The organism is Borrelia coriaceae, assembly GCF_023035295.1.
Lineage (GTDB): Bacteria > Spirochaetota > Spirochaetia > Borreliales > Borreliaceae > Borrelia > Borrelia coriaceae.
On the sequence record NZ_CP075094.1, the window covers coordinates 1 to 25,401 of the forward strand.

General features: G+C 29.6%; 18 protein-coding genes and 6 pseudogenes. 23 read left to right on the forward strand and 1 reads right to left on the reverse strand.

Annotated elements, in window-relative coordinates:
- The first annotated feature begins 735 nt into the window (after positions 1–735).
- Entirely contained in the window at positions 736–1,485 is a 750-nt protein-coding gene (locus tag bcCo53_RS07650) for a hypothetical protein (RefSeq protein WP_028328201.1), read from the forward strand.
- A gap of 359 nt (positions 1,486–1,844) precedes the next feature.
- Here bcCo53_RS07650 and bcCo53_RS07655 read toward each other — a convergent pair whose 3' ends face one another.
- A complete protein-coding gene (locus bcCo53_RS07655; RefSeq protein WP_425532461.1) occupies positions 1,845–2,078 on the reverse strand; it encodes a hypothetical protein in 234 nt (77 codons plus the stop codon).
- Positions 2,079–2,552: 474 nt separating this feature from the next.
- On the opposite strand from bcCo53_RS07655, the gene bcCo53_RS07660 reads away from it, so the two are divergent.
- The 22 genes and pseudogenes from bcCo53_RS07660 (at position 2,553) to bcCo53_RS07765 (ending at position 25,352) form a co-directional block, all read left to right on the forward strand.
- The gene (locus bcCo53_RS07660) at positions 2,553–3,233 is read left to right on the forward strand and encodes an Mlp family lipoprotein (RefSeq protein WP_025408645.1); all 681 of its coding nucleotides are present in this window, start codon (positions 2,553–2,555) and stop codon (positions 3,231–3,233) included.
- A 382-nt stretch (positions 3,234–3,615) separates the two neighbouring features.
- Positions 3,616–4,347: a hypothetical protein gene (locus tag bcCo53_RS07665; RefSeq protein ID WP_025408644.1), complete on the forward strand. Its 732-nt coding sequence runs from the start codon at positions 3,616–3,618 to the stop codon at positions 4,345–4,347.
- An 85-nt stretch (positions 4,348–4,432) separates the two neighbouring features.
- On the forward strand, positions 4,433–5,161 hold the full coding sequence (locus bcCo53_RS07670) for a hypothetical protein (RefSeq protein WP_025408643.1): 729 nt from the start codon (positions 4,433–4,435) through the stop codon (positions 5,159–5,161).
- A 397-nt stretch (positions 5,162–5,558) separates the two neighbouring features.
- Positions 5,559–6,383: a Bdr family repetitive protein gene (gene bdr, locus bcCo53_RS07675; RefSeq protein ID WP_025408642.1), complete on the forward strand. Its 825-nt coding sequence runs from the start codon at positions 5,559–5,561 to the stop codon at positions 6,381–6,383.
- A gap of 399 nt (positions 6,384–6,782) precedes the next feature.
- Positions 6,783–7,883: a plasmid maintenance protein gene (locus tag bcCo53_RS07680; protein WP_025408641.1), complete on the forward strand. Its 1,101-nt coding sequence runs from the start codon at positions 6,783–6,785 to the stop codon at positions 7,881–7,883.
- 10 nt (positions 7,884–7,893) lie between these two features.
- On the forward strand, positions 7,894–8,454 hold the full coding sequence (locus tag bcCo53_RS07685; RefSeq protein ID WP_025408640.1) for a DUF226 domain-containing protein: 561 nt from the start codon (positions 7,894–7,896) through the stop codon (positions 8,452–8,454).
- Positions 8,430–9,170, forward strand: a complete 741-nt coding sequence (locus bcCo53_RS07690) for a ParA family protein (RefSeq protein ID WP_028328198.1) — start codon at positions 8,430–8,432, stop codon at positions 9,168–9,170. The genes bcCo53_RS07685 and bcCo53_RS07690 overlap by 25 nt, the downstream gene beginning before the upstream one ends.
- 52 nt (positions 9,171–9,222) lie before the next feature.
- The gene (locus tag bcCo53_RS07695) at positions 9,223–9,765 is read left to right on the forward strand and encodes a chromosome replication/partitioning protein (RefSeq protein WP_025408639.1); all 543 of its coding nucleotides are present in this window, start codon (positions 9,223–9,225) and stop codon (positions 9,763–9,765) included.
- Between the two features lie 959 nt (positions 9,766–10,724).
- Entirely contained in the window at positions 10,725–11,381 is a 657-nt protein-coding gene (locus tag bcCo53_RS07700; RefSeq protein WP_025408638.1) for a Vsp/OspC family lipoprotein, read from the forward strand.
- A 201-nt stretch (positions 11,382–11,582) separates the two neighbouring features.
- A complete protein-coding gene (locus bcCo53_RS07705) occupies positions 11,583–12,650 on the forward strand; it encodes a variable large family protein (RefSeq protein ID WP_025408637.1) in 1,068 nt (355 codons plus the stop codon).
- A gap of 126 nt (positions 12,651–12,776) precedes the next feature.
- Positions 12,777–13,840, forward strand: a pseudogene (locus tag bcCo53_RS07710) (variable large family protein).
- A 130-nt stretch (positions 13,841–13,970) separates the two neighbouring features.
- Positions 13,971–15,007 (forward strand): annotated as a pseudogene (locus bcCo53_RS07715) (variable large family protein).
- Positions 15,008–15,509: 502 nt separating this feature from the next.
- Positions 15,510–16,584 (forward strand): annotated as a pseudogene (locus bcCo53_RS07720) (variable large family protein).
- A gap of 145 nt (positions 16,585–16,729) precedes the next feature.
- Positions 16,730–17,389: a Vsp/OspC family lipoprotein gene (locus bcCo53_RS07725; protein ID WP_025408636.1), complete on the forward strand. Its 660-nt coding sequence runs from the start codon at positions 16,730–16,732 to the stop codon at positions 17,387–17,389.
- A gap of 194 nt (positions 17,390–17,583) precedes the next feature.
- Positions 17,584–18,628 (forward strand): annotated as a pseudogene (locus tag bcCo53_RS07730) (variable large family protein).
- Between the two features lie 136 nt (positions 18,629–18,764).
- A pseudogene (locus bcCo53_RS07735) lies at positions 18,765–19,852 on the forward strand (variable large family protein).
- A 362-nt stretch (positions 19,853–20,214) separates the two neighbouring features.
- Positions 20,215–20,652 carry a Bdr family repetitive protein gene (bdr, locus tag bcCo53_RS07740; protein ID WP_051480073.1) on the forward strand — a complete coding sequence of 146 codons (438 nt, stop codon included), beginning with the start codon at positions 20,215–20,217 and terminating at the stop codon, positions 20,650–20,652.
- A 133-nt stretch (positions 20,653–20,785) separates the two neighbouring features.
- Positions 20,786–21,730, forward strand: a pseudogene (locus bcCo53_RS07745) (variable large family protein); the annotation flags it as partial.
- Positions 21,731–21,859: 129 nt separating this feature from the next.
- Positions 21,860–22,522, forward strand: coding sequence for a Vsp/OspC family lipoprotein (locus bcCo53_RS07750; protein ID WP_025408631.1), 663 nt, complete (start codon positions 21,860–21,862; stop codon positions 22,520–22,522).
- A gap of 178 nt (positions 22,523–22,700) precedes the next feature.
- The gene (locus bcCo53_RS07755; RefSeq protein WP_038364924.1) at positions 22,701–23,348 is read left to right on the forward strand and encodes a Vsp/OspC family lipoprotein; all 648 of its coding nucleotides are present in this window, start codon (positions 22,701–22,703) and stop codon (positions 23,346–23,348) included.
- A 240-nt stretch (positions 23,349–23,588) separates the two neighbouring features.
- Positions 23,589–24,578, forward strand: coding sequence for a variable large family protein (locus bcCo53_RS07760; RefSeq protein WP_211228812.1), 990 nt, complete (start codon positions 23,589–23,591; stop codon positions 24,576–24,578).
- Between the two features lie 129 nt (positions 24,579–24,707).
- Positions 24,708–25,352: a Vsp/OspC family lipoprotein gene (locus tag bcCo53_RS07765; RefSeq protein WP_025408629.1), complete on the forward strand. Its 645-nt coding sequence runs from the start codon at positions 24,708–24,710 to the stop codon at positions 25,350–25,352.
- Positions 25,353–25,401 lie beyond the last annotated feature (49 nt).

A 25,401-nucleotide genomic window follows, 5' to 3' on the forward strand; every position in this document is an offset into this window, starting at 1 on the left:
TATATAATTTGTTATTAGTACATAAGTATTTGGCTAATAATAATGAACAAAGTTTCCTCAAATAAAAACATAGCTACCTCAATTCTATACATAGTTGCCATGAAAATGCACAAAGTTGTCTCTTAAGATTTTTTATTTTTATGAGTTGCACCTAAAATGAGCAAAGTTGCCACAAAACTATACAATAGTTGTCCCGAAAATATACCAAAGTTGACATTTTTTTATATTCAAATCCACTACGGACTAATTCACAATAAAGCCCAACAAAATTACGTCTTAATATCAAATAGTACAAAACCCAATAACAAAAATCTTACTATCTCTAACTTTACAACAGATAACATTCTTTATAACGTACAGGCAAATCAAATAATAATTTAAAACTCTCATAATATTTTTTATATCGATTTTTAAGTTATTAATAATAAGCAAAAAAATTTTCTAAAGCATAAATTTTGAAAAATGCTTTAGAAAAAATATTTATATTTCACATAATTTTATTACTTACTTTCAAGATCCATGACAGTATACATATTGATATTTTTTTGAACTAAAATTCATGCAAAAATGTACTAACTAAAAGTATACAATCGAATACAAATATATACTAAGTGATAGTTAAAATTTAAACCAAATAAAATATCTGTATTTATTTAAATCAATTAAAAATATTTTTTACCTCTATTCACTTGCATTGTTACTATAAATAGACTATCCTTCTACTAAGGTTAAAGAATGTTAAAATTAATACTGCTCATCACTATTACAACTAACACATTCTCTATATGTGAAAATATAAAAAAAGAAAACACAAAATATTATGATTATGATAAATACCGCTACTTAAAAAGAAAACTAGTTCGTGTAAAAAACTGGAAAACTAATTTTAATAACTTGACAAATTTAGGAGTATACTTCACACACCAAATCGAAAAGATTAAATCTGTACTTAGCCTTTCTGATAAAGAATTATCTCTAGAATGTAAATACAAGCCAAACAGTAACACATGTACCCCACTATCAAACAATGTAGCATTTCGATACCACGACATAATTAAACATTACCACACATTTATTAATACTCTCAAACATAAAAATCTTGACCAAGCTGCTTATATCATATATGAAATAACTGAATTGGGAGCGATATTAAGTCATACAAGCGAAACTATAGTCATGTTCAATTACCCTAGGATACAAGAATTCTTAAAACGTTATAACAAATATAAGCCCATTTTCATAAAACTTAAAGATATTTATTCAAAGGCAAAACATGATTACAACTTAACTCTCAATATACTCAAGCAAAATTATACAGACAATAATTTCTGCAAATTTATGCTTAAATTCGTAGAAACTCATAAGATCGCTACTCATGTTTATTTCAACATGGATAACCTTCGCTTTAAATGCATAGACAGTGGATCATCAATACCAGAAACCATCAATCCATATTGCACCAAATTAACATCCACAATATTATAAAACATAAAAATTAAATATACATACCCTAAAAAACCATCCATATCCCCTATTAAGGACCTAAATATTCCAAATATATACTTTAATAAATACTCTTCTCTTATCACTAATATTCAAAATAAAGTTTATATCAAAATATACTCACTAAAATATATAAAATATATACTAATTTACATTTCCAAATTTCAATAAATTGTTCTGAATAATACATAAATTTAGATTATATAAAATATTTTTTTATTTAAAATATTTAAAAATTGCTTCAAAAGATATTTTTCTTGCTCCATCAACATACTAAACACTATTATGCTCATAATTGATCACTCCCCCTAGAATAACTCTCACTAGTATATATTCAATGCCTACTTAAATATCAAAATTAATAATATCCCTATACATATAATAATAATTGTTCCTAGCATCCAATTATATACTTTTAAAGTATTTCTAAGCTCCATCTTATTAATGTCTATCTTATTATCTAATTCATTAAATTTAATTTCTATTTTATTAGATAAATCAATATTGACTGCTTTAATCTCGGCTTGCAAGAATGATTCTACCTTTTCTAATTTAATATCAAAGTTTTCTTTCAAAAACTCAATATCTTTATATTGATAACTCATTCCTATAATAACTATAAGACAAATCAACAGCAATTTATTTACTTATACCTGCTCTAGTAAGCTCTGCTATCACCATCTATTGTGTAATTACTGGTTACGAAAGTACCATAACAATCTTCTTATTATATAATACATTATATTTTATAAAAACCCTATTTTACTAAAACACCATTTCAATAAACAACTATTTAAATCCAATAAAATATACACCAATAATAAAATACACAATGAAGCATCATTACCATATCTCATCTTGACTTATAAGCCCTAACCAAAGCTATCTTTCAACACAAATTAACAAAATTTATAATTACTCAACAAAAACTATAACAAAAAAATAAACTTTGCAAAAACAATTAATACTTATCAAGTATATAGAATAATTCTCAAATAATAAAATATAATAATTTATATCAAATTTAAAAATTAAATAAGGAGAATATTATGAATATATTTATCAAATTATTAGTACTTTATCACACATTGCTTTTATACTGCTGCAGTGAATATCAATTGAACACAGGCTCTAATCCCGATAACACTCAATCAATAGAGCCCCCAACACTCAAAATTCAAGAACATAGAAATGAAAATACACAAGAATCAAATATACTTACTTTAACTAATGAAGAAAAGGACAAATTTAACTTATTAATGTTTGCATTTAATAAAGCATTTCAAGAACTACGAAATATGATTGAAGCATATCAAAATGGTACATTGAACCATCCTAGAGATCTAATCGAAGATTATCAACATGAACTAAATAGATATACAAGTTTTGTTAATTGGCTTTCAAAAGACATATCAAAACAAAAAGAATTAGCTAATGCTTTTTCTCCAATCTATAATCTCCTAGAAAAAGAACGGAAATTATATGCAAACAACATAACTCTTGAAAAACATATAAGCAATATATTAACCAAAGGAAGACATCATTACTTAGAGGAATATCGCAATCCAGTTGATAATCCAGTACGAAGTTTTTTCTATCATTATGTTACTTTTATTAGAAATACCAATGAAGAAATGTTCGAAGCATTTAAAGAATATATACAAAGTAATACAATGATTGTCCAATCTCTAAGAGATACCGTAGAGTTTATACCTATTCCTACACAATGAATAGGTATATCTAACCATACTGCTACATAGCAACTGACTTCTCATGTATTTCTATCAAATATCCTAGAATCAAGAAGGACTAAACTAAGGCTAAATTAATCAATAAAAACCGATAGAAAAAATAGTAAAATCAAAGACAAGTTAAACTGATTACAGAATAGTAAAATAAAAAGTTAACTTATAAATAAACGTAAATAAAAAAATAAATACAAAATATGTACTAATCTACATTTAAAAAATTATTATGAATAATATATAAATTTTAAATAAATAAAATATAATTTTTTATTTAAATCGATTAATAATATTTTTCTTACCACCCTATTCACTTGCATTATTACTATAAATAGATTATCCTAATCTTAAGGTTAAGGTTAAAACAATGATAAAAATACTATTATTCCTAACTGCTATAATCAATATAGCTGCTATATATGAATATGAAGAGGAAGAAGAAAAACTAAAACAATATGATAAATATGCTTATGAAAAAAGAAAATTAACACGTGTCAAAGACTGGAAAACCAATTTTAAGAACTTAAAAAGTCTTAGTCCATTTTTCACAGATGAAATTGAAAATATTAAATCATATTCTGATAAAGAACTTAAACATGACTTTCAATTCGCTTTCTCTTTTGGACTCAACTCCTCAACATCAGATGACATCGTACCTAAAGAATACAAATCATTATTTGAAAAGTCTTACAAATTCATAAACACTCTCAAACATAAAAATCCTGACCAAACTGCCTATCTAATACATGAAATATACGAACTAGATGAAATGCTTACCTCCACAAAAAGAACTTTAGACATATTTAAGTATGATACCTACAGACAAAAATTTATGAAACATAATAAATATGAACACATTTTCATAAAACTTAAAGATATCTATTCAAAGGCTACTCAAGAATATTTTGAAACTTTTAATATTCTTGACCACAATGATATAAACAATAATTTTTGCAAGTTCATGACTAAATTCACAGAAATTCACAATCTTGCTAGTCATATATACTTTAACATGGAAAACCTATTCAAATGCACAGACACTAACACAAGAACAAACAACAAAACATATTGCAACAAATTAACACCCACAATACAATAAACATTATAATTATTCAACACAAAATATATACAAACGTTGCCATTTCCCCATAAATATAGTATCCTACCTTTATAAGGTTAAAGTAATGATCAAAATACTAGTATTCCTAACTATAATTATTAATTTATACGCTATATCTGAAGAAGAAAAAGAACAACGAAAAAAATTTGACAAATATGAATATGAAAAAAGAAAATTAGTTCGTGTCAAGAACTGGAAAACTAATTTTAAGAATTTAAAAAATCTTGGGACATACTTTACAGACGAAATTGAAAATATTAAATCAAAATCTGATAAAGAACTCAGACATGGCTTTCAATTCGCTTTCTCTATCAGTCTATGTGTTGGTCATGATAAGAATGATGATATCGTTCCTAAAGAATACAAATCATTATTTGAAAAATCTTATAAATTTATACAAACTCTCAAAAAGCAAAATCCTGAACAAGCTGCCTATCTCATACATGAAATATACGAACTAGATAAAATGTTTACTTTCACAAAAGAAATTATAGATATGTTCAATTATGCTGAGACACAAGAATTCATCAAACGTTATAATAAATATAAACACATTTTCATCAAACTTAAAGATATTTATTCAAAAGCAAAACAAGAATATTTTAATGCTTTTAATATTCTTAACCACAATGACATAAACAATAATTTTTGCAAGTTCATGCTTAAATTCGTAGAAATCCATAAACTCGCTAGTCATGTATATTTTAATATGGAATATCTATTACACTGTGCTGGAAATCGCAAACCAGAAAGCATCAATCCATATTGCACCAAATTGACATCCACAACATAATAAACATATACAACCCTCAAATACACAGCTCTTCAAATCAGATATATCCTTCATTAAAGGTTTGAGTATCCTAAAATATATTTTAATAGATATTCTTATCACTAATATTAAACTAAGGTTTATATCAAAAAAATATACTCACTAAAATCACATAGTCAAATACAAAATATATACACTAACTTACATTTTTATCAGTTTTACTATATTCAATAAATTGTTTTACATATAAATATGAATTAGCACATACTAAATATTATTACTTATAATACTGTACAATTTAATAGTAAGATATTAATTTATTTTTTATTTTAAATAAATATCGAATAATATTAATCCTACTATAATAACTTCTAAAAAACCTAAATTTAATGTACAATTATATTTAGGAGTTTTTTTTATGGCATATGCTAAACCAATTATTACTCAACAAATGGTTATAGCTGAACTTATTAAAGCAGGCATTAACAGAGACATTGCTACTGATCTTTCCTTTAGATACTATCGTAATGAACTTACTTACAAAGACATTGAGTATTTAGAAAATACCCTTAATCTCAAACTTGAAAAGATTGAAGCAAATTTAAAATCCGATATCAAAGACCTTGATAATAAAATTGATAACACTGAAAATAACCTCACTGCAAAGACTGATAACACTAAAAACGAATTAAAATCTGATATCAAAGACCTTGATAATAAAATTGACACTGTTGAAAACAATCTCAATATAAAAATTGATAACGTTAGAAACGAGTTAAAATCTGATATCAAAGACCTTGATAATAAAATTGACACTGTTGAAAACAATCTCAATATAAAAATTGATAACGTTAGAAACGAGTTAAAATCTGATATCAAAGACCTTGATAATAAAATTGACATTGTTGAAAACAATTTCAATATAAAGATTGATAACGTTAGAAACGAGTTAAAATCTGATATCAAAGACCTTGATAACAAAATCGATATTGTTAAAAACGAATTAAACGTAAAAATTGACAACGTCAAAAATGAATTAAAATCTAATATTAAAACACTTGATAATAAAATTGACACTGTTGAAAACAATCTCAATATAAAAATTGATAATGTCAAAAATGAGATTTCTCTTATCAGAAAAGATATATCCAACTTAGAGAAAAATAACAAATGGATATTCAACTTAACCTTTGCATTATGGCTCACAGTACTTGGAGGTTTTATAGCCTTAATACTCAAGTAAAACATAAATTCTATAATGTATTATTATAAAATCAATAATATATCAGTCAAACATCAAACTTAAGGTTGATATTTACTTTCACTCACGCATCTGTCTCATTAACATCACCATTAAGCAACTCATCACATGAATTGACCTTATCCTATTGATCAGTCTCAATAACAACAATATTACCAATTGAATCAGTAGATTAACTAATACCATAAATAGTCAATATTAATTAATTGAATTATCTTATCAAACTTAATACCAAGTTATTGCATCACTACCTCTACACACTATCACATCTTTACATTTCACTAAACTATTTTTTTAATTTTTATTAAAATAATAGTTTACTTTTTAGTAACAATTGCGTTATCATGAATCTTAGTAATACCTACAATTAAGGAGTATCAAATGAAAGATACAGAAAAGAACAATAATAAACATCAACACAAATTAATCATTTTAATATCTACACTAAATTACATGAACTTAAAATTAAAAAAATACACTCAAAGTGACATACTTTATTATTTTAATAAAAATATTAAACAAAATAAATACAAATCTGCTAAAATTAAAACTCTACAAAACTATCTTTATAAATTAAACAAAATATTCGGTGTCACACTAAATTATTACAGACATTTGGGCGTAAATATGGGTACTGAAATTCATTACTCACTTAAGTACTCCAAGAAAGAATGCTACCGTATCATCAATAAACACTTTATAAATAAAAAAGAAGAAAGACATCAAAACCGTGTTAATGCATATCTTGAAAAGACCTGTACTAAAAATAGCAATGTAAAAAAAGAGGAGTGTTATTATAATACTTATAATAGAGAAAAGAAGAATAACACAAAATGTATAGAAAAAATACAAGTTCATAAGTACGCTACAAAATGTAAATTCAAAACAAACACTTTCTTCTCTATTTTGAACTTAGAATTAAAAAAAAATGATACAATTGAAATATTGAAAGCACTTAAAAGAACTGAGAACTTCTTTCAAAATGGCGTATACAAAAAAGAAAGTGCTATTAAACCGAAAGAAATTAAACTTAAGAATAAACAACTAGAGTTAACCAAAATATTAAATGAAATGAAAATTGGCTTAAAAAATGAAGGATATAACAGTGAACAATTGAATACTCAAATACAAAATGTGTACGAATATTATAAGTATAAACCCCATTTTATCATAGAAAGTAACAAATACAACGATTTAAAAAAGATTATAAAAAAACTTAAGAAAACAATTGGACATGTTAAAATCACAACAAAAGAAACAGAAGAAATGAAAAATAACATATTTAGCATACTTCTTGATCAATTCAAACATAAAGTAGACGTATCAATTTTAGCGCCGATATTAAAGAGCTATTTAAATAAACAAGATAAATTAGAGTATGGCAAAGTATTTAGTAACCATTATTATTATGCCATTTTGAGTATAATAAATAACAATAAAAGTTGTTTAAAAGCAGAAAAATTTGAAAGAATTATCAGTTAAGGATTAAGTCGTGGAAAGTATATTAGAACGCCTTAGAAAAAAGGAATTAGAGATTAAAGGAAAAAGAGACAAGCTTATCTTTGTTAAGATAGAAAGTAATAATAACAAAACTTTGTACCACACAAAAATAATGAAAGATTTATATGCGTTTGGAATTAATAAAAATCAAAGGAACAAATTTTTCATTTCATTTAGAAAATTGTTTAATAGAGAAAGAATAGAGTCTTTTCATTTATTTTCTTTAAAAGATGATGACAAGTTTTTAGGTATTTTTTATGGATATAGAAAACCAATTAAAAATGTAGTAACAAGGTATGAAGATAATGGTATCATGAAAACATCTACTTTTTCAAAAGCCTATTACATAGAATTTAGATTTAAAAAAGGAAGTGTCTTTTGTTATTTGAAAGAAATCTCTTATTTACTCAAAAAAGATAAGTCGAATACAAAGTATTCCAAATTTTTAATTGAGAAGCTTGCAAATTTAGAGAAGCAAATATACGAATTTTATGGTAAAAATTTGCCAGATGGGGGTTTTATAAATAAATGGATAGAAAAAAAACTACAATAATCACCGTTGCATCTATTAAAGGTGGTGTTGGAAAAAGCACAAGCTCAATTATATTTGCAACTTTACTGTCCCAAAAATATAAAGTACTTTTAATAGATATGGATACACAAGCTTCTACTACTAGTTATTATTCTCCTAAACTTTCAAAATTAGATGTAAACCTTATAGATAAAAATGTTTATGAAGTTTTAAAAAACAATTTGAGCATTAACAATGCAATATTTGTTATTGATAAAAATTTAGATTTAATACCAAGTTATTTAAGTTTACATCAGTTTAATATGGAACCAATTCCTTTCAAAGAGATGAAACTTAAAAAACAATTAAAACAATTAGAAATTGATTATGACTATATACTAATTGATACAAATCCTAGTTTAGACTTCACTTTGGTAAATGCTTTAGTTTGTAGTAATTATATAATAGTCCCAATGACAGCAGAAAAATGGGCAGTTGAAAGTTTAGAGTTATTTGAATTCTTTGTCGGTAAGTTGGATTTATCTCTTTCTGTTTTTATATTAGTTACTAGATTTAGGAAAAATAATACTCACAAATATCTTCTTGATATTTTAAGGTCTAAGAATAATTTTTTAGGAACTGTATCTGAAAGAGAAGATTTGAATAAGAGACTAGCGGAAGATAGTACTTTCGATTTAAATAAAGATTATATACATGAATATCAAAAAGCATTGGATTGCTTTTTAAGAGAAATTTAGCAAAAAATAAATGTTCACTAGTGAACGTATGGCAAAAAAAAGGAGTTTTTATATGAAAATAAAATTAAATAAGAGAGCTTTAGAAGATAGGAATTTATCAGAGCATGAAAAAATATTAACTCATTATAATAAATTAAAAGAGAAATTGATTATAAATTTTAAAGATGAAATTTTCTCTAAAATAGAAACAATGAAAATTTTAAAGGAAATCAAAGACAAAGGATATTATAAGTTGGATGGCTATAAAAATTTCATTGATTTTATATTAAATTTTAATTTAGCAAAAACACAAGTGTATAATTATTTAAAAATAGCCACAGCAATGGAAGAAGGATTAATAAATGATGATTTTATTTTAAAAAATGGGTTTAATCAAACTTTGTCTTTCATTAAAACCAATAATAGTGCAACACTAAAAAAATCAAGACAAAATTCAATAAAACCATTAAGATTTCAACTTAAGAGTCAAGAAAGTTATACTTTTTATAAACAAAATGCTAAATTTACAGGATTTATATTGGACAAGCTTTTTTTAAGTAAAAAAGATTTGCTAGAAGATTTTATGAAAGAATTTAAAAGTTTGGAAGACTGTTAATAAAAAATAGTCATGAACAATTTATTACATAAGATCTATGTAATAGGATCTTATGTAATAGGATCTTTAAAAATCGGTTTCTTAAAAAAAAGGGTTTACTATAAAAGTAGTAGATTTAATTTTCCTTCATGATTGTAATTTATACTTTCTAAGTTTTAAGAACAAAAAATGAGTCCGTGATAATAACAACAAATAGTCAATATATAAAAGACTTGATAAAAGTATATATCCAATTTAAAATATTATTTGCTTAATAAAGCTGTCTTAAAAGAAGAAATCAAAAGAAATATTTTAATATTTATTAGCTAGATTTAAATAAGTAACAAATGATTAAATCATCATTTAATGAATAAAAATTTTCATCAATGTTTCTATTCTTGTATACAAAATAATAAATTATTTTGGCAAGGAATAATGATATTGATAGATCAAGATAGTTGATTTTATTTAAAATTTGTTGTATTTTAATTACCGTTAGTAGTGCTATTCATTTTGGTACTACCTTAATTTAGGTTCATTCGAATAAAGCTTTAGAGCTTAGTTAAGTATTACATTAATAATACTTAACTAAGCTCTAGGTGTATACGTAATTGATAAATGAAACACAGTCATATTAAATATGATTTCTTAATTTTACCGTTTCTGTTTGTTTATTTATGTAATGATATCTTTAACTTTCTAATATCCTACAAGTGCTTGTTATCTATTATTTAAATTGATCGAAATCATTGTTATTGCTATTCCCTGAGCTTTTCATTACTTCTTTAAAAGTATTTTTTATCATTACTATTCCCAATGGTGAATTTTATGAACTCATTGTGTGTATGACTTAGTACCTCTTTAATTTTATCTTTATCAAGATTCAAGATTTGATTGAATTTACTCTCATAGTCCAAGAGTTTTATTTTAAGAAGTATGTTACTTATACTTAACAGTAGTAGGTATGAGGCAGCTAATATATGACTAAACATATAAAAAGTATTTGTGCAACATTATTTATATCTTTATTCCTTTCCTGTAATAATGCAGGACCAGAGCTTAGAGATAGGCAAGCAGCTATGGCTGATGGAACAATAATTGATTTAGCAGAAGTAGGTAAAAAGATAAAAGAGGCTATTTCCTTTGCAGAAGGTGTTAAAGAAGTTCATGCTTTAGTTAAATCTATTGATGAGCTTGCTAAAGGTATTGGTAAGAAAATTCAAAATAATGATAATACTCTTGGTGATGATACTGATAAGAATACATCATTGATGGCAGGAGTTTATAGTATTGGATTAGATATAGTAAAAAAAGCAAAAGCTTTAAAAAATTTAGAATCTATTAAAGATCGAGATTTAGAGCAAAAAGTCGATGGTGTTATAAGTGCATCTGGAGAATTTGTTGGCAAATTAAGAGGACAATATACTAATTTAGGGGCTAGCAGTGGAGGTACTACTGATGCAAATGCAAAAAATGCTATAGACAAAAATGATCGTACTGGAGGTAAAGGGAAAGAAGAGCTTGTTAAGCTAAACGCAGCAATTGACGAGTTATTAAAAGTTATTAATGGATTGGTAGAAACTTCAATCAATGGGCTTACAATACCTGCAAATAAAGAGGTTACTTCTCAATCTTAGTTAGTAAAATATAAAAAGTTAATTTTATAAATTACAAGATTAGTATTTACTTGAAAAGTAATTAATGAAAAAAATAAAGTCAATAAATGTAAAGCTAGGAGCTTGGTTCTGCTCCTGGTTTTTGTTTTTATTTTTATTCAAAGATTTTTAACTATTTAGAGTCCTTAGTTAAAGGATGGAGGGAAATGATGCACGTAATATATGAAAATAAATATTAAGAATATTAGAGTAAAAAGTATTTGTGCAACATTATTTATCTCTCTTTTCCTTTCTTGTAATAATGGAATAGAAGAACTTGAGAAGAGAAATACTTTCTTATCCTCACTTGCTAATTTAGGTAATGACTTCTTATCTGTCTTCACTTCTTTTGGCGATACTATTGGTGGCGTTTTAGGGTTTAATACTAATACTAAAAAGTCTGATGTTGCAGATTACTTTAAGAAAATTCAAACTACTCTAGAAAGAACTAAGACAGGCCTTAATAACATTGTTACTAACATGAAAAATGACAATAATCCTAATGCTACTGCAACTGAGACTGCTGTTAACAAGTTGGTTAATGAAACCCTTGATAAAATAATAGAAGGTGCTAAGACTGTTAGTGAGGCTGTTATTACTGTTGCTGAACCACTTGGAGATGTTGCTATTACTAGTTCTGCTGTGGGTGTTGGAGCTGAAGAATCTTCAGTTAAGTCTCTTAGTGAGGGTATTGGAAAGATTGTAAGTGTGGTACTTGGACAGGAAGGAAATGCTGAGGCTGGTGATAATAATAAGTCTAGTGGTGGTGGGGCAAGAAGTGCTACTGCTGCTAATGATGGTGAAGCAGGTAAATTATTTGTTGCTGAATCTAATGGTGCTGGTAATAGTTCTGATAATGCAAATAAAGTCGCAGCAGATGCTGCAAAGGCAGTTGGAGCAGTAACTGGAGCTGATATCCTAAAGGCCATTGTTAAAGAAAATGGAGGTGCTGCTAAATTAGCTAAAAATTCTGCAAGTACTATTTCTGGTGTTACTTCTCTTCAAGATGCCACCTTAGCAGGAGGTATAGTATTAAGAGCAATGGCTAAAAGTGGTAAATTCGCTAATGGTAAATCTAGCCATGATATTACGACTGCAGTGAAAGGTATAGCAATCAGTGCAGTGACTAAGGCATTAGATACTCTAACTATTGCTATAAGAAATACAATTGATTCAGGACTTAAAGAAGTTAAAAAAGCTATGAACATAAATGCTAATTATACTCCTGTTACTACAGAAACTAAAAATTAATCGAAAATAAGTAAACAAAATAATGAAGTTATTAAAGGGAAACACTTTTCTATATGAGAGTGGTTTTCCTTTTTTTGTATTTAGCTTCTTTAGTTGAAGGAATAGGGAAAAGGAGACAGGTAATATATGAAAATAAATATTAGGATAAAAAGTATTTGTGCAACGTTATTTATCTTTCTATTCCTTTCTTGTAATAATGGAATAGAAGAACTTGAAAAGAAAAATATTTTTTCTGATTCTCTTGTCAATATAGGTCATGAGTTTCAAGAAATATTCGGTTCATTTGGGAATGCTATTGGAAACGCATTAGGATTTAGTACTATTAAACCTGAAGATAATAGAAGTGAAGTGAAAAAACACTTTGATGTTCTAGGAGAGAGATTAAAATCAACTAAGAATAAGTTAAATGATCTATCAAATAAAATATCGGGAGCAAAGAATGCTGATAGAGGTACAATTAAAGTAGTTGAGGATGTAATTGAAGACTCAAATGAAGTTTTTGATAAATTAATTGGTGCTTTAGCTAAGTTATCTGGAGCTACTGGTAGTACTGATATTGGTGATAATACCGTTAGTGCTGGTGTTGGTGCTGAAAAGTCTGGGGTTGAAGCCATTGTTGGGGGAATTAAAACAATTGTTGAAGAGGCAGGAAAAGCTGGCATGGAAATCAAACCCGGAGATGCTGGTAGTTCGATAACTACTGCTTCTGTTACTACTGATGCTATTGTTGTACTTGGTGGTCATAATACTGCAGCAACTAAAGGAGCTGGTCCTAATCTAGCAGCTGAAGTATTAAAAGCAGATCCATGGGCAATGATTGACAAAATTAAGAATGCTACTCCTACTTCCCCTGCTAAACTTGGTGCTGGTAGTCATGATGCTGGAAAATTAGCTTCTTCTAGTGGTAATGCTAGTGCTAGTGCTGGAGCAAAAAGTAATGCAGACTTAGCACAGCGGCAGTAGCTCTTAAGGCTATTACTAAGAATGGTAAATTTAATGCTCATGGCGATGATGCAGACTCGGTTAAAGCATCTGCTGCTAGTGCAGTAAATAAGGTATTAGGAATACTAGATTTTATAATTAGGAAAACAGTAGAAAGCAATCTAGATAAAGTAAGAAAGGCTGTTAAGGAAATAAAATATTCAGAGACTACTGGTGAAGTTACAGGTGTTGGTACTGCTACTAAATAAATAATAAAATAAAAGTAAACTAAATAATAAAGTCATTAAAGGAAAACATTTTTCTGTATAAGGGTTGTTTTCCTTTTTTTCTATCTAGTCTCTTTAGTTAAGGGGTGGGAAAGAAGGAGGCGGGTAATATATAACTAAAAATATTAAAAATATAAATATAAAAAGTATTTGTGCAACATTGTTTATCTCTTTATTCCTTTCTTGTAATAATGGGATAGAAGACCTTGAGAGGAAAAACCATTTTTTATCCTCACTAGCTAATTTAGGTAATGACTTCTTAGATGTTTTCACTTCTTTTGGGGATTCAATTGGTAGTGTTTTAAACTTTGATGCTAAGATTGCTAAAAAGTCTGATGTTGGGAAATACTTTAAAAAAGTACAAGATGCTGTACAAGGAACTAAGGATAAACTTGAAAAACTTGTTGCTGATATGAAGACACAAGGTAATTCTAATGCTTCTGCTGTTGAGACTGCTGTGAATGATTTGATTGGTAAAAAACTTAGTAAGATCATAGAAGGTGCTACTATTGTTAGTGAGGCTTTAAAGGATGTTGGTGATGCACCACTTGGTGATGTTGGTACTGCTCAATCAGCTCCTGCAGGTGCTAAAGGTGATGTTGAGAATTTAATAAATGGAATTAAATCAATTGTGGAAGTGGTCCTTAAATCTGATGAAGGTAAGCATGATGCTGGTGATATTAAAGGTCCCGTTCCGGATGCTGGTACGGCTGGTAGTGCAAGAAATGGTGGTAATGGTGAGGCAGGAAAGTTATTTGGTACTGCTGCTGGTGCTAATGCGAGTGATGCAGTTAAAGCTGTTTCAGCAGTAACTAGTGCTGACATATTACAAGCTATTTCTAAAGGTGTTGCTGCTACATTAGCTAAAGATATATCTGGTAGCGCTTCTAATGGTAAAAAAGATGCAGAAGTGGCAGGTGGAATAGCGCTACGATCCTTGGTTAAGGGGGGGGTAAATTAGCTGCAAATAGTGGTGGTAACGATGCTAAAGCAGCACAATCAGCAGGGATAACAGAAGTAAATAAATTATTAGTAGCAGTAGAAGATATAATCAAAAAGACAGTAAAAAATGTGATTGGAACAGTAAAAGAACAAATAGATAAAGCAAGAGTTTCACAAGTATCAGATTCTGACTCAAGTAGGAAATAATAAGACAGATACTTTTGTAAATAATGTTTTAAGTTATTTAGGAATTTGATTAGGAGGCAAACTTAGATATAAGTCTAGGTTCCCTTCTACTTTAAATTTGAAATAAAAACTTAAATATAAGTAAGTATGGCAATGGTAAGTGAAAATGTTAAAAGGTTGAGAGTAGTCAGTGCAACCAGTAAAGATCTTATAATAAAATCATTCAAGGAGGGGCATTTGTCATATAAGAGTAATGGCTAAGATTAGTGATTTAGTGTTGGTAATAATATTAATGCATTGAATATGATGCCGTTGCTATAGTTAAACAATAATATAAATAGATGTTCACTATACTTATATATTAATATATTAGCTGGTGTACAAAAATAAAGGATTGTCAATAATAAAATTGATAAACTGATAAAGTTATTTAAGGTCAACACTTCTTCTATAAGAGTAGTTTTCCTTTAATTGTATCTACCCTCTTTGGTTAAAGAATAGGGACAAAGGGTTCACGTAATATATGAAAATAAATATTAAAAATATTAGAGTAAAAAGTATTTGTGCAACATTATTTATCTCTTTATTCCTTTCTTGTAATAATGGGATAGAAGAATTTGAGAAGAGAAATACTTTCTTATCCTCACTTGCTAATTTGGGTAATGACTTCTTAGATGTCTTTACTTCTTTTGGGGATATGGTTACTGATACTTTGGGATTTAAGGCTGCTACTCCAAAAGCTAAGGTTGGAGATTATTTTAAGACAGTAAAAGAAGCTGTAGAAGGAGTTAAGGGTAAGCTTAATACAATTGTTGAGGACATGAAATCATCAAATAATCCTAATGCTTTTGCAACTGAGGCTGCTGTAACTAAGTTAGTTAGTGAAAAACTTACTAAGATGATTGAAGGTGCTAAGATTGTCAGTGAGGTTATTGGTAATGCTAGTGAGCTACTTGGCGATGTTGCTGAGACTAATGCAGGTGCTATTGGTGATGTTGATAATTTAGTAAAAGGAATTAAAAATATAGTAGATATAGTACTTAAAAATGAAGGTAATCCTGATGCTGGTGATGATACAAGTTCTGTTGACGAGTCTAATGGTAATGCTGGTGCTAAAAGAGTCACCGCTACAGCTGGTGCAGGTAAATTATTTGGTAGTGATAGTGCTGATACTGCAGGCTAATGCGGCGAAGGCAGCCAAAGATGCAGCAAAAGCTGTTGGAGCAGTAACTGGAGCTGATATATTACAAGCTATTTCTACAGGTATTAGTGGCAAAGCTGCTGTTTTAGCTAAAAATTCTGAAGCTAATAGTAATGTTACTGCTGCAAATGGTGCCACAGATGCAACTATAGCAGGAGCTATTGCATTAAGAGCGATGGCAAAGAATGGTAAATTTGCTGGTCCTAGTTCTAAATCCGATGCTGTTGCTGCTGCAGTTAAAGGCGCAGCAATAAGTGCAGTGACTAAAGCATTAAATACCCTAAATATTGCAATAAGAAAAACAATAGATGAAGGGCTTAAAACGGTTAAAGATGCTATGAATATAAATGCTAATGTTACTCCTGTAACTACAGAAGCTGATGCTACTGTTAAATAACTACTTATAATTTATTTTAAAAAAAGATAAGTAAACCAAATAATAAAGTCAATTAAGGGAAATGCTGTTCTTTATGAGAGTAGTGTTTCTTTTATTTATATCTAGTCTCTTTATTAAGGGGAAGGGAGAAAGGAGGCACGTAATTATGAAAATAAATATTAAAAATATTAAAGTAAAAAGTATTTGTGCAACATTATTTATTTCTTTATTCCTTTCTTGTAATAATTCAGGACCAGAGCCTAAAGAGCTCAGGGAAGGGCAAGCAGCTATGGCTGATGGCACAGTAGTTGATTTATCAAAATTAGGTAAGAAGATAGAGGATGCTGTTGTTTTTGCTGATGGTGTAAAAGAAATATCTACTTTAGTGAAGTCAGTAATAGAAGAGTTGCCTAAAGTAATTGCAAAGAAAATTAATGGTAGTGGTGAGCTTACTTCTGATACCGGTAATAAAAATGGTCCATTACTTGCAGGGATATTTACATTGATATTGGGTATAGAGACTAAATTAACAGGATTAGAAAAAACATCTGGAATTTCTAATGAAGTTAAGGGTAAAGTTTCTGATGCTAAAAGCAAAGTTGAAGCCTTTTTAGTTAAATTGAAAACTAATCATTCTACCCTTGATCAAGATGCTGAGATTCCGAAAGCTATAAATATAAAGAGTGATGGAAGTAAAGGGGGAAATGAACTGAAGGCTCTTAACACAGCAGTTGATGCGTTGTTGAATACTGCTAATGGTGCATTAGCAGCCGTGATGAAGGAATTTAAAGAGCCTGCTAAAGCTATTCCTGCTCAAAATAACTAATTAAGGGAATTACTTTAAGTAATTATTTTAAATTAAGAGTAATATTTAATGATATGATGTAGGTAACTGAGACGGATAAAGCCAATAAGTAGAAAGCTAGGAGTTTGATTATCCTGGCTTTTTTTTCTTATTTAAAGTTTATTAACTATTTAACCTCTTTAGTTAAGGGATAGGTAAAAGGAGGCACGTAATATATGACTAAAAATATAAAAAGTATTTGTGCAACATTATTTATCTCTCTTTTCCTTTCTTGTAATAATGGGATAGAAGAACTTCAAAAGGAAAATCATTCTATACGCTCTATATCTAATTTAAGACAAAGCTTTTTAGACGTTTTCACTTCTTTTGGGAATATGGTTACTGATGCTTTTGGTATTAAAGCTGACACTAAAAAATCTGAGATTGGTAAGTATTTCACTGATATTGCTGATACTATGAAAACGGTTAAAGCTAAATTGACATCTGAGATTACTAATGATAAGAATTATGAGAATTATGGAAAGGTAAAGACAGCTTTTGGCGAATTTATTGAGATACTAGATAAAATAGGCAATGGAGCAAAACAAATTGTTAATGGTATTGGTGCTGGTAATATTGGAAATACTGTTTCAAATCAGGATTCTGCGCCTGCTGGTTCTAAAAGTATTAATTTTATTGTTCAAGGAATTAAGGGAATGGTTGACGTGGTGTTGAAAGGAAAGGGTGATGCAGAAGCCACTAAGACTAAAGAGGATCAACATAAGACAGTAGGTAAGTTGTTTAGCGGTAAGGCTAATGATGGAACAGAAGCTATCGCAGCGGCAGCAAGCGCATCAATAGGAGCAGTAACTGGTGCTGATATACTACAGGCAATAGCAAAGTCAGGGGGGCTGTTGATGAATCTACCCCATTGAGAAAGCAGCAAAAGATGCAGCAAATATTGCTTCTGCTAAAAAAGATTCTTCTAGTGGTAAGGATCTTGGTACTTCTGAAGCAAAGAAAGATGCAGTAATAGCAGCAGGAATAGCATTGCGCGCAATGGCTAAAGATGGTAAATTTGCTGCAAAACAGGATGATAGTCATTTTAAAGATGCTAATGCAATTAATGGTGCAGTAGCTAGTGCAGTAAACAAGACACTAAGTACTCTTATAATAGCAATAAGAAATACAGTTGATAGTGGTTTAAAGACAATTAGTAATATTCTTAAAACAGTTAAACAAGAGGATCAATCTGTAGAAGCAACAGCAAATAATCAATAAGTAGTACGAAGCCAGCACTAAAATAGTAAATTCATTTCAGGAAGACTCTTTCTTATCTATTTATAGGGGAGATGTTTTCCTTTTTTTGTATTGAGCCTTTTATTTAAAGGATAGTGAGGAAGGGGGCACGTAATATATGAAAATAAGAATAAAAACTATTTGTGCAACATTTATTTCTTTATTTTTACTTCTTAGTTGTACTGGACAACTTGAAGCTGAGAGAATGGCTGCTGAATCTAAAAATACTTTCTTTGAGTCACTTATCAATATAGGACATGGATTTCAAGAAATATTCGGTTCATTTGGTAATGCTATTGGTGATTTTTTTGGTTTTACAGCAGTAAAATCTGCCGATAATAGAAGTGTAATAGGAGAGCACTTTAAGAAGCTTGAAGGAGGGACTTATAACAACTAAGAATAAGTTAAATGAATTATCAAGTAAAATATATGAAGCAAAGAATGCTGATGGGAGTACAATTGAAGCTGTTAAGGGTGCAATTAAAGGAGCAAATGATATTTTTGATAAATTAATTGCTGCTCTAATTAAACTTTCTGGTGTTACTAATGGGGCTGGGGCAGTACTAATATTGGTGATAATCATGATGGTGCTGTTGGTGGTGCTGAAAAAGTTGGAGTTGGAGCAATTATTGAGGGGATTAAGACAATTGTTGAAGAAGGGATAAAGGTCGGCGTAGAACTCAGATCTGGTGAGGCGGTGTTGCTGTTGCTAATAAAACGCAAACTGATGCTATTGCTGTTCTTGGTGGTTTTAATGGTACTGCAAATCAGGGAGCTGGTGATAAGCTAGCTACTGAAGTTGTTAAAGCAGATCCCTGGGCAATTCTAAATAAGATTAAGAATGCTACTGCTATTGACCCTGCTGCTCTTAATGGTGGTAATCCTGATGCTGGAAAATTAGCTGCTTCTAATGCTGATGCTAGTAGTCCTGCTGGTGCAGCTACTAATGCAGACCTAGCTGCAGCTGTTGCATTAAAGGCTATGACTAAAGGTGGTAAATTTAGTGCTAAATCTGCTGATAAAGAAGCATTTAAAGCAGCAGCTAGTGCAGTGAATAAGGTATTAGGAATACTTGATTTCCTAATTAGGAAAACGGTAGCAAGCAATCTAGATAAGATAAGAGAAGCTGTTAAGAAAATAGAGTACTTAGGGACTACTGGTGAAACTACAGACGCTGGTACTGTTCAACAACCTACTACTAAATAAATGAATAGTTAAACTAAAAAATAAAGTCATTAAAGGGAAACACTTCTTGTATAGGAGTAGTTTTCCTTTTTAAAAGTATTTTGTGAATAATTTAGGTCTAAAAATTAGTGATAGCAGCTTTTCAAACAACAGATTAATACCAATACTACAAATCAAGTGCTAGTATCTGAATTAAGATTTGATTTTAATTTATTTGGTATCTTTCTTTAAGATTGATTTGAGATACTTGATAAATTAAGTAGGAAGATAAGTCTAACATTTATGCTAGATATAGTGACATATTTTGTTTAAATTACGTTTTATTAAAATAAATTTACTATGATACTTAAGGTATTATATTATAATTATATAAGGAGGTTCTTATGCAAAATACAGCATTGCATTCTGTTGGTAATACACAAGTTTTTAATGGTCATGTAACCGAAGATATGATATACCAAGAATTTGTGAAGATGGGTATGCAAGATTATGTAGCAAATGATCTTTCTAAAAGATATTATCGTAATGAGCTTACTTATAAAGATATTGAGTATTTAGAGAGTAATTTTAACTTAAAACTTGAAATGTTAGAACGTAGCTTAAGAGCTGAGATTATGTCTGTTAAGATCGAACTTGACAACAAGATAGAAACTAAATTTAATGAACTTGACAACAAGATAGAAACTAAATTTAATGAACTTGATAAAAAGATAGACATTAACGAAATGAAGCTTAAGAGTACATTAAGGTTACATAATTGGATGTTTGGTACTATTATTACTATATGTTTAGGAATTTTATTGACATTAATATTTAAATAAGTGCCTTTAATGGAAGTTCTTCCCTCCTTTAATTAATTGCATATCAGTTATTTTTTTGCCCAAAACAATCTTTTTAAAGATAATTATATAAACTTGTTATGTAATATTGGTCTTTTGAGTAAATTCTTATGTTCTTAGTCATGGCTTTCAAGAAATATTCACTTCTTTTGGTAATACCATAGGAGATGCTTTAGGATTTAATGCTGTTAAACCTGAGGATAATAAAAGTGCAGTAGGTAAACACTTCGAAACTCTAGGAGATGGACTAAAGAATACTAAGACTAAATTAGAAGAGTTAGCAACGAAAATAACTTCTACTCCTTATGCTGATACTAAAGGAGTTGAAGCTGTTATTAGCAATGCTAGTGGAATAGTTACAAAATTAATTGACTCTTTAACTAAACTTGCTGAAGTAACTAAAAAAGGGGGTACTACTAATATTGGTGATGCAGTGACTTCTGCAACAAAAGCCTCTGGTTCTACTGATGCTGATGTTAAGATCGTTATTGAAGGCGTTCAGAGTATAATTAAGTCTGCTACTGACTCTGGTGTGAAACTTGATGTTGGAGAACCTGGGTCCGAAGTGGCTGGAGGTGGTGACAAAGCAGGAGCAGCACTTGTTGGTAAACAGAGTACTCAGGCTGATGCAGGTGCTGCTGCTTTGCTAGCTGCTGAAGTTGCTAAAGCAGATCCATGGGCAATGATTGATAAGATAAAAGATGCTAAGATCCCATCTAGTCCTAATACTGATACTAATGCTTCTAAAAACGATGCCGGAATATTGGCTACTAAATTACCTTCTAATGATAGTCATAATGGTGCTAAAACTAATGCAGACTTAGCAGCAGCTGTTGCACTAAAAGCTATGACTAAAGGTGGTAAATTTAGTGCTCAGTCTGGTGAAACTGAAGCAATTAAAGCAGCAGCATCAAATGCAGTGAATAAGGTATTAGGAATACTTGATTTCCTAATTAGGAAATCAGTAATAAGTAATCTAGATAAGGTAAAAGAAGTTGTTAAGGGAATAGAATATTCTGAGAATAAGAATATTGGTGAAGCAACTGAAGCTAAGAACTAATTAAAATTTAATAAGAAATACATAATAAAGTCATTTAAGGAAAACGTTTTTCTGTATGAGGGGCGTTTTCTTTCTGTTGTATCTGGCCTCTTTTAGTTAAAGGGTAGTGAAAAAGGCGTCATGTAATATATGAAAATAAATATTAAAAATATAAATATAAAAAGTATTTGTGCAACATTATTTATCTCTCTATTCCTTTCTTGTAATAATGCAGGGCCTGTGTCTAGAGAGCTTAGAGATGGGCAAGCAACTACAGCTGATGGAACACTTATTAATTTGAAAGAAATAGGTGACAGTATAAAAGGTGCGGTCGAATTTGTGATGGGTATTGAAGAAGTGGATACTTTAATTAAGTCAGTGGGTGAGATTGCTAAGGGAATTGGGAATAAATTAACCCAAAATACTGCTGCTATTGCTTCTCAAGCGGGTAATAATAATGGACTAATAATTGTATCGGCATATAATATAATATCAACTTTAAAGGCTAAGGTAATAGAACTAGCAAAAAAAGATGGTATTCCTGCTGAATTGAAGACAAAGCTTGATGATGTCGCTACAAAAAGTCAGGAATTTTTAGATAAAGTGAAGAAAGATGGTGATCTTTGTAAACACGATGTTACTGATGATAATGCAAAGAAAGCCTTAGATATAAAAAACGTTGATAAGACTAAAGGGGCAAATGAGCTTGAGACTCTAAACGGCGCAGTTGCTGGCTTGGTAAATGTCGCTAAAACTTTCTTAAGTGAGGCGTATAAGACTCTTGAAGCACCTGCTAAAACTGTTAAAGAGTAAATAATTAAATATTATGATAGGATTGCTTTTTAAATAAAAGGTGAGTACTTTAAAAAGTAAGGTCGATACATAGGAAGTTAGGAGCTTTGTTCTCCTAGCTTTTATTTTTATCTTTGTTCAAAATTTTTAACTATTTAGTCTCTTTATTTGAAAGATAAGGAAATGATGCACGTAATATATGAAAATAAATATTAAAAATATTAAAGTAAGAAGTATTTGTGCAACATTATTTATCTCTCTTTTCCTTTCTTGTAATAATTCAGGAGGAGAGCTTAAAGGTGATGAAGTAGCTAAATCTACTGATATTGTTCCTAATTTAAAGGAGATAAGTGAAAAAATAAAAAAGGCTAGTGATTTTGCACAAAGTGTAAAAGAAATAGAGACTTTAGTTAAGTCCATTGATGAGCTTGCTAAAGCTATTGGTAAAAAAGTTGATGCAAGTGGGATTAATACCGAAGCAGATAAAAATGATTCTTTAGTTGCAGGTGTGTTTCAGATAATTGCTGATTTAAAGACTAAATTGACAGCGATGGAAGCCCAAAAAGTTAATGTTTCTGATGATTTGAAGGGAAAGATTATTGCTGCTAAAAAGATAAGTGATGATTTTTTAACTAAAGTAAAAAGCCAGCATAATAACCTTGGGCAAAGTGCTGAAGCCCCAAAAGCTATAAAGAAAGATAATGTTGATAACACTAAAGGTGCTAAAGAGCTTGCTGATCTCAACACAGCAATTGATGTATTGTTAAAGGGTGCTAACACAGCCGTAGAATCTGCAATTGAGGAGCTGACAAGGCCTACTAAGAGAGAAGTTACTTCTAAATCTTAATTCAAGGATACATAACTTAAGTAATGATTATAAGATTTATTTTAATTAATAAGTAGGTAACTTAAAAAATAAAGTTAATAAATAGCAAGCTGGGAGTCTAGTTCTCCTAGCTTTTATTTTATCTATATTAAATTTTAACTATCCAGCTTCTTTAGTTAAGGGAAGGGAAAAGGAGGCACGTAATATATGAAAATAAATATTAAAAATATTAAAGTAAAAAGTATTTGTGCAATATGATTTATCTCTCTATTCCTTTCTTGTAATAATGGGATAGAAGAACTTCAAAAACAAAATGATTCTATACTTTCTATATCTAATTTAAGACAAGGTTTCTTAGATATCTTTACTTCTTTTGGTGATATGGTTACAGATGCATTGGGTATTAAATCTGATACTAAGAAAGAAGATATAGGTAAATATTTTACTGCTATTGAAAAAACTATGACATCTGTTAAGGAAAAGTTGCAAGCAGAAGTTTCTAAGAATGGTAATTATGAAAAAGTAAGAGAAAAGGTTACCTCATTTATTCAGACTATAGAAAAAATAGAGAAGGGAGCTGAAACCGCTGCTGGTGGTGCTAAAGGAGACGAAAAGATTGGTGGTGCTACTAAAACTGGTGGTCAGGATGCTACTCCTGCAGAAGCAGATAGTGTTAATAAACTTGTTAAAGGAATTGGACAAATAGTTGGAGTGGTTTTAGAGAACAAAGGAGATGCTACTGCTACTAAGACAGAAGATAATGAGCAAAAAACAATTGCCAAATTATTTAGTGATAACAAGTCTAATAGTACTGATGCCATAGCAGCGGCAGCAAGTGCATCAATCGGTGCTGTAAGTGGTGCTGATATTCTGAAAGCTATTGCTAGTTCTGGTGATGCTAGTGATGTTGCAATTGATAAAGCAAAAGATGCTGCAAGTATTGCTATTGCAAAAAAAGAGGATAAGAGTGATCTTGATGCATCTGCAAAGAAAGACGCAATTATCGCAGCAGGAATAGCATTAAGAGCAATGGCTAAGGGTGGTAAGTTTGCTGCTAAGGCTAGTGAAGCTAAATCTGCTCATGCAGTAAATGGTGCAGCTGCAAGTGCAGTAAATAAGACTTTAAGTACTCTTATAATTGCTATTAGAAATACTATTGATACTGGTTTAAAATCAATTATTGATGTTCTGTCTAAAGTCAAACAAGAAGATAAATTTGTTAAACCTGTAGAAACTGAAAAAAATAAGTAACAGTAAAGAATTATAAAAAATTAAATAATAAAGTCATTAAAGGGAAACATATCTTTTTATAAGAATTGTTTCCCTTTTTTATATTTGGTCTCTTTAGCTAAGGGATCGGGAAAAAGGGTACACGTAATTATGAAAATAAGTATTAAAACTTTTTGTGCAACATTATTTATATCTTTATTCCTTTCTTGTAATAATGGAGGACCAGAGATTAGAGAAGGACAAGTAGCTACTGCTGATGGGACAGTGATTGATTTAAAGGCAGTAAGTAAAAAGATAAAAGATACTAGTGCTTTTGCATCAAATGTGAAAGAAATTCATACTTTAATTAAATCAGTAAATGAGCTTGCTAAAGCTATTGGCAAGAAAATTCAGCAAAGTAGTAGTGGAAGTGATCTTGCTGATGATTCTTCTAATAATAAAGATGGAAGGTTAGTTTCAGGAGCATTTAAAATAATATTCACTGTGAAGGATAAAGCAACAGCCTTAGAAGGAATATCTGAAGTTTCTAGTGGTTTAAAAATGAAGATTACTGATCTTATTGGTAAAAGTACAGCGTTTTTAGTTAAATTACAGGAGAAACATTCTGAACTTGGGAAAACAGATGTTAATGGTGACGTTGCAAAAAAAGCTATAGATATAGCAAATGGAACTGTTGATCATGGAGCAAGTGAGCTTAAAGCTTTAAACACAACAGTTGATGAGTTGTTAGAAGCAGCTAATGCTGAATTAGAAGCTTCAATTGCAGAGCTTACAATTCCTGCTCCATCTAATTAGGGGTTATGTAATGTGAATTACATTATAATATTAATTTGTAATTATATAA

Excerpts from the sequence above, each read along its gene's own strand:
- bcCo53_RS07705 (WP_025408637.1), top strand. The coding sequence starts at position 11,583 with ATGAAAATAAATATTAAGAATATTAGAGTAAAAAGTATTTGTGCAACA.
- bcCo53_RS07670 (WP_025408643.1), top strand. The coding sequence starts at position 4,433 with ATGATCAAAATACTAGTATTCCTAACTATAATTATTAATTTATACGCT.
- bcCo53_RS07695 (WP_025408639.1), top strand. The coding sequence starts at position 9,223 with ATGAAAATAAAATTAAATAAGAGAGCTTTAGAAGATAGGAATTTATCA.
- bcCo53_RS07665 (WP_025408644.1), top strand. The coding sequence starts at position 3,616 with ATGATAAAAATACTATTATTCCTAACTGCTATAATCAATATAGCTGCT.
- bdr (WP_025408642.1), top strand. The coding sequence starts at position 5,559 with ATGGCATATGCTAAACCAATTATTACTCAACAAATGGTTATAGCTGAA.
- bcCo53_RS07680 (WP_025408641.1), top strand. The coding sequence starts at position 6,783 with ATGAAAGATACAGAAAAGAACAATAATAAACATCAACACAAATTAATC.
- bcCo53_RS07750 (WP_025408631.1), top strand. The coding sequence starts at position 21,860 with ATGAAAATAAATATTAAAAATATAAATATAAAAAGTATTTGTGCAACA.
- bdr (WP_051480073.1), top strand. The coding sequence starts at position 20,215 with ATGCAAAATACAGCATTGCATTCTGTTGGTAATACACAAGTTTTTAAT.
- bcCo53_RS07755 (WP_038364924.1), top strand. The coding sequence starts at position 22,701 with ATGAAAATAAATATTAAAAATATTAAAGTAAGAAGTATTTGTGCAACA.
- bcCo53_RS07765 (WP_025408629.1), top strand. The coding sequence starts at position 24,708 with ATGAAAATAAGTATTAAAACTTTTTGTGCAACATTATTTATATCTTTA.
- bcCo53_RS07700 (WP_025408638.1), top strand. The coding sequence starts at position 10,725 with ATGACTAAACATATAAAAAGTATTTGTGCAACATTATTTATATCTTTA.
- bcCo53_RS07690 (WP_028328198.1), top strand. The coding sequence starts at position 8,430 with ATGGATAGAAAAAAAACTACAATAATCACCGTTGCATCTATTAAAGGT.
- bcCo53_RS07660 (WP_025408645.1), top strand. The coding sequence starts at position 2,553 with ATGAATATATTTATCAAATTATTAGTACTTTATCACACATTGCTTTTA.
- bcCo53_RS07725 (WP_025408636.1), top strand. The coding sequence starts at position 16,730 with ATGAAAATAAATATTAAAAATATTAAAGTAAAAAGTATTTGTGCAACA.
- bcCo53_RS07650 (WP_028328201.1), top strand. The coding sequence starts at position 736 with ATGTTAAAATTAATACTGCTCATCACTATTACAACTAACACATTCTCT.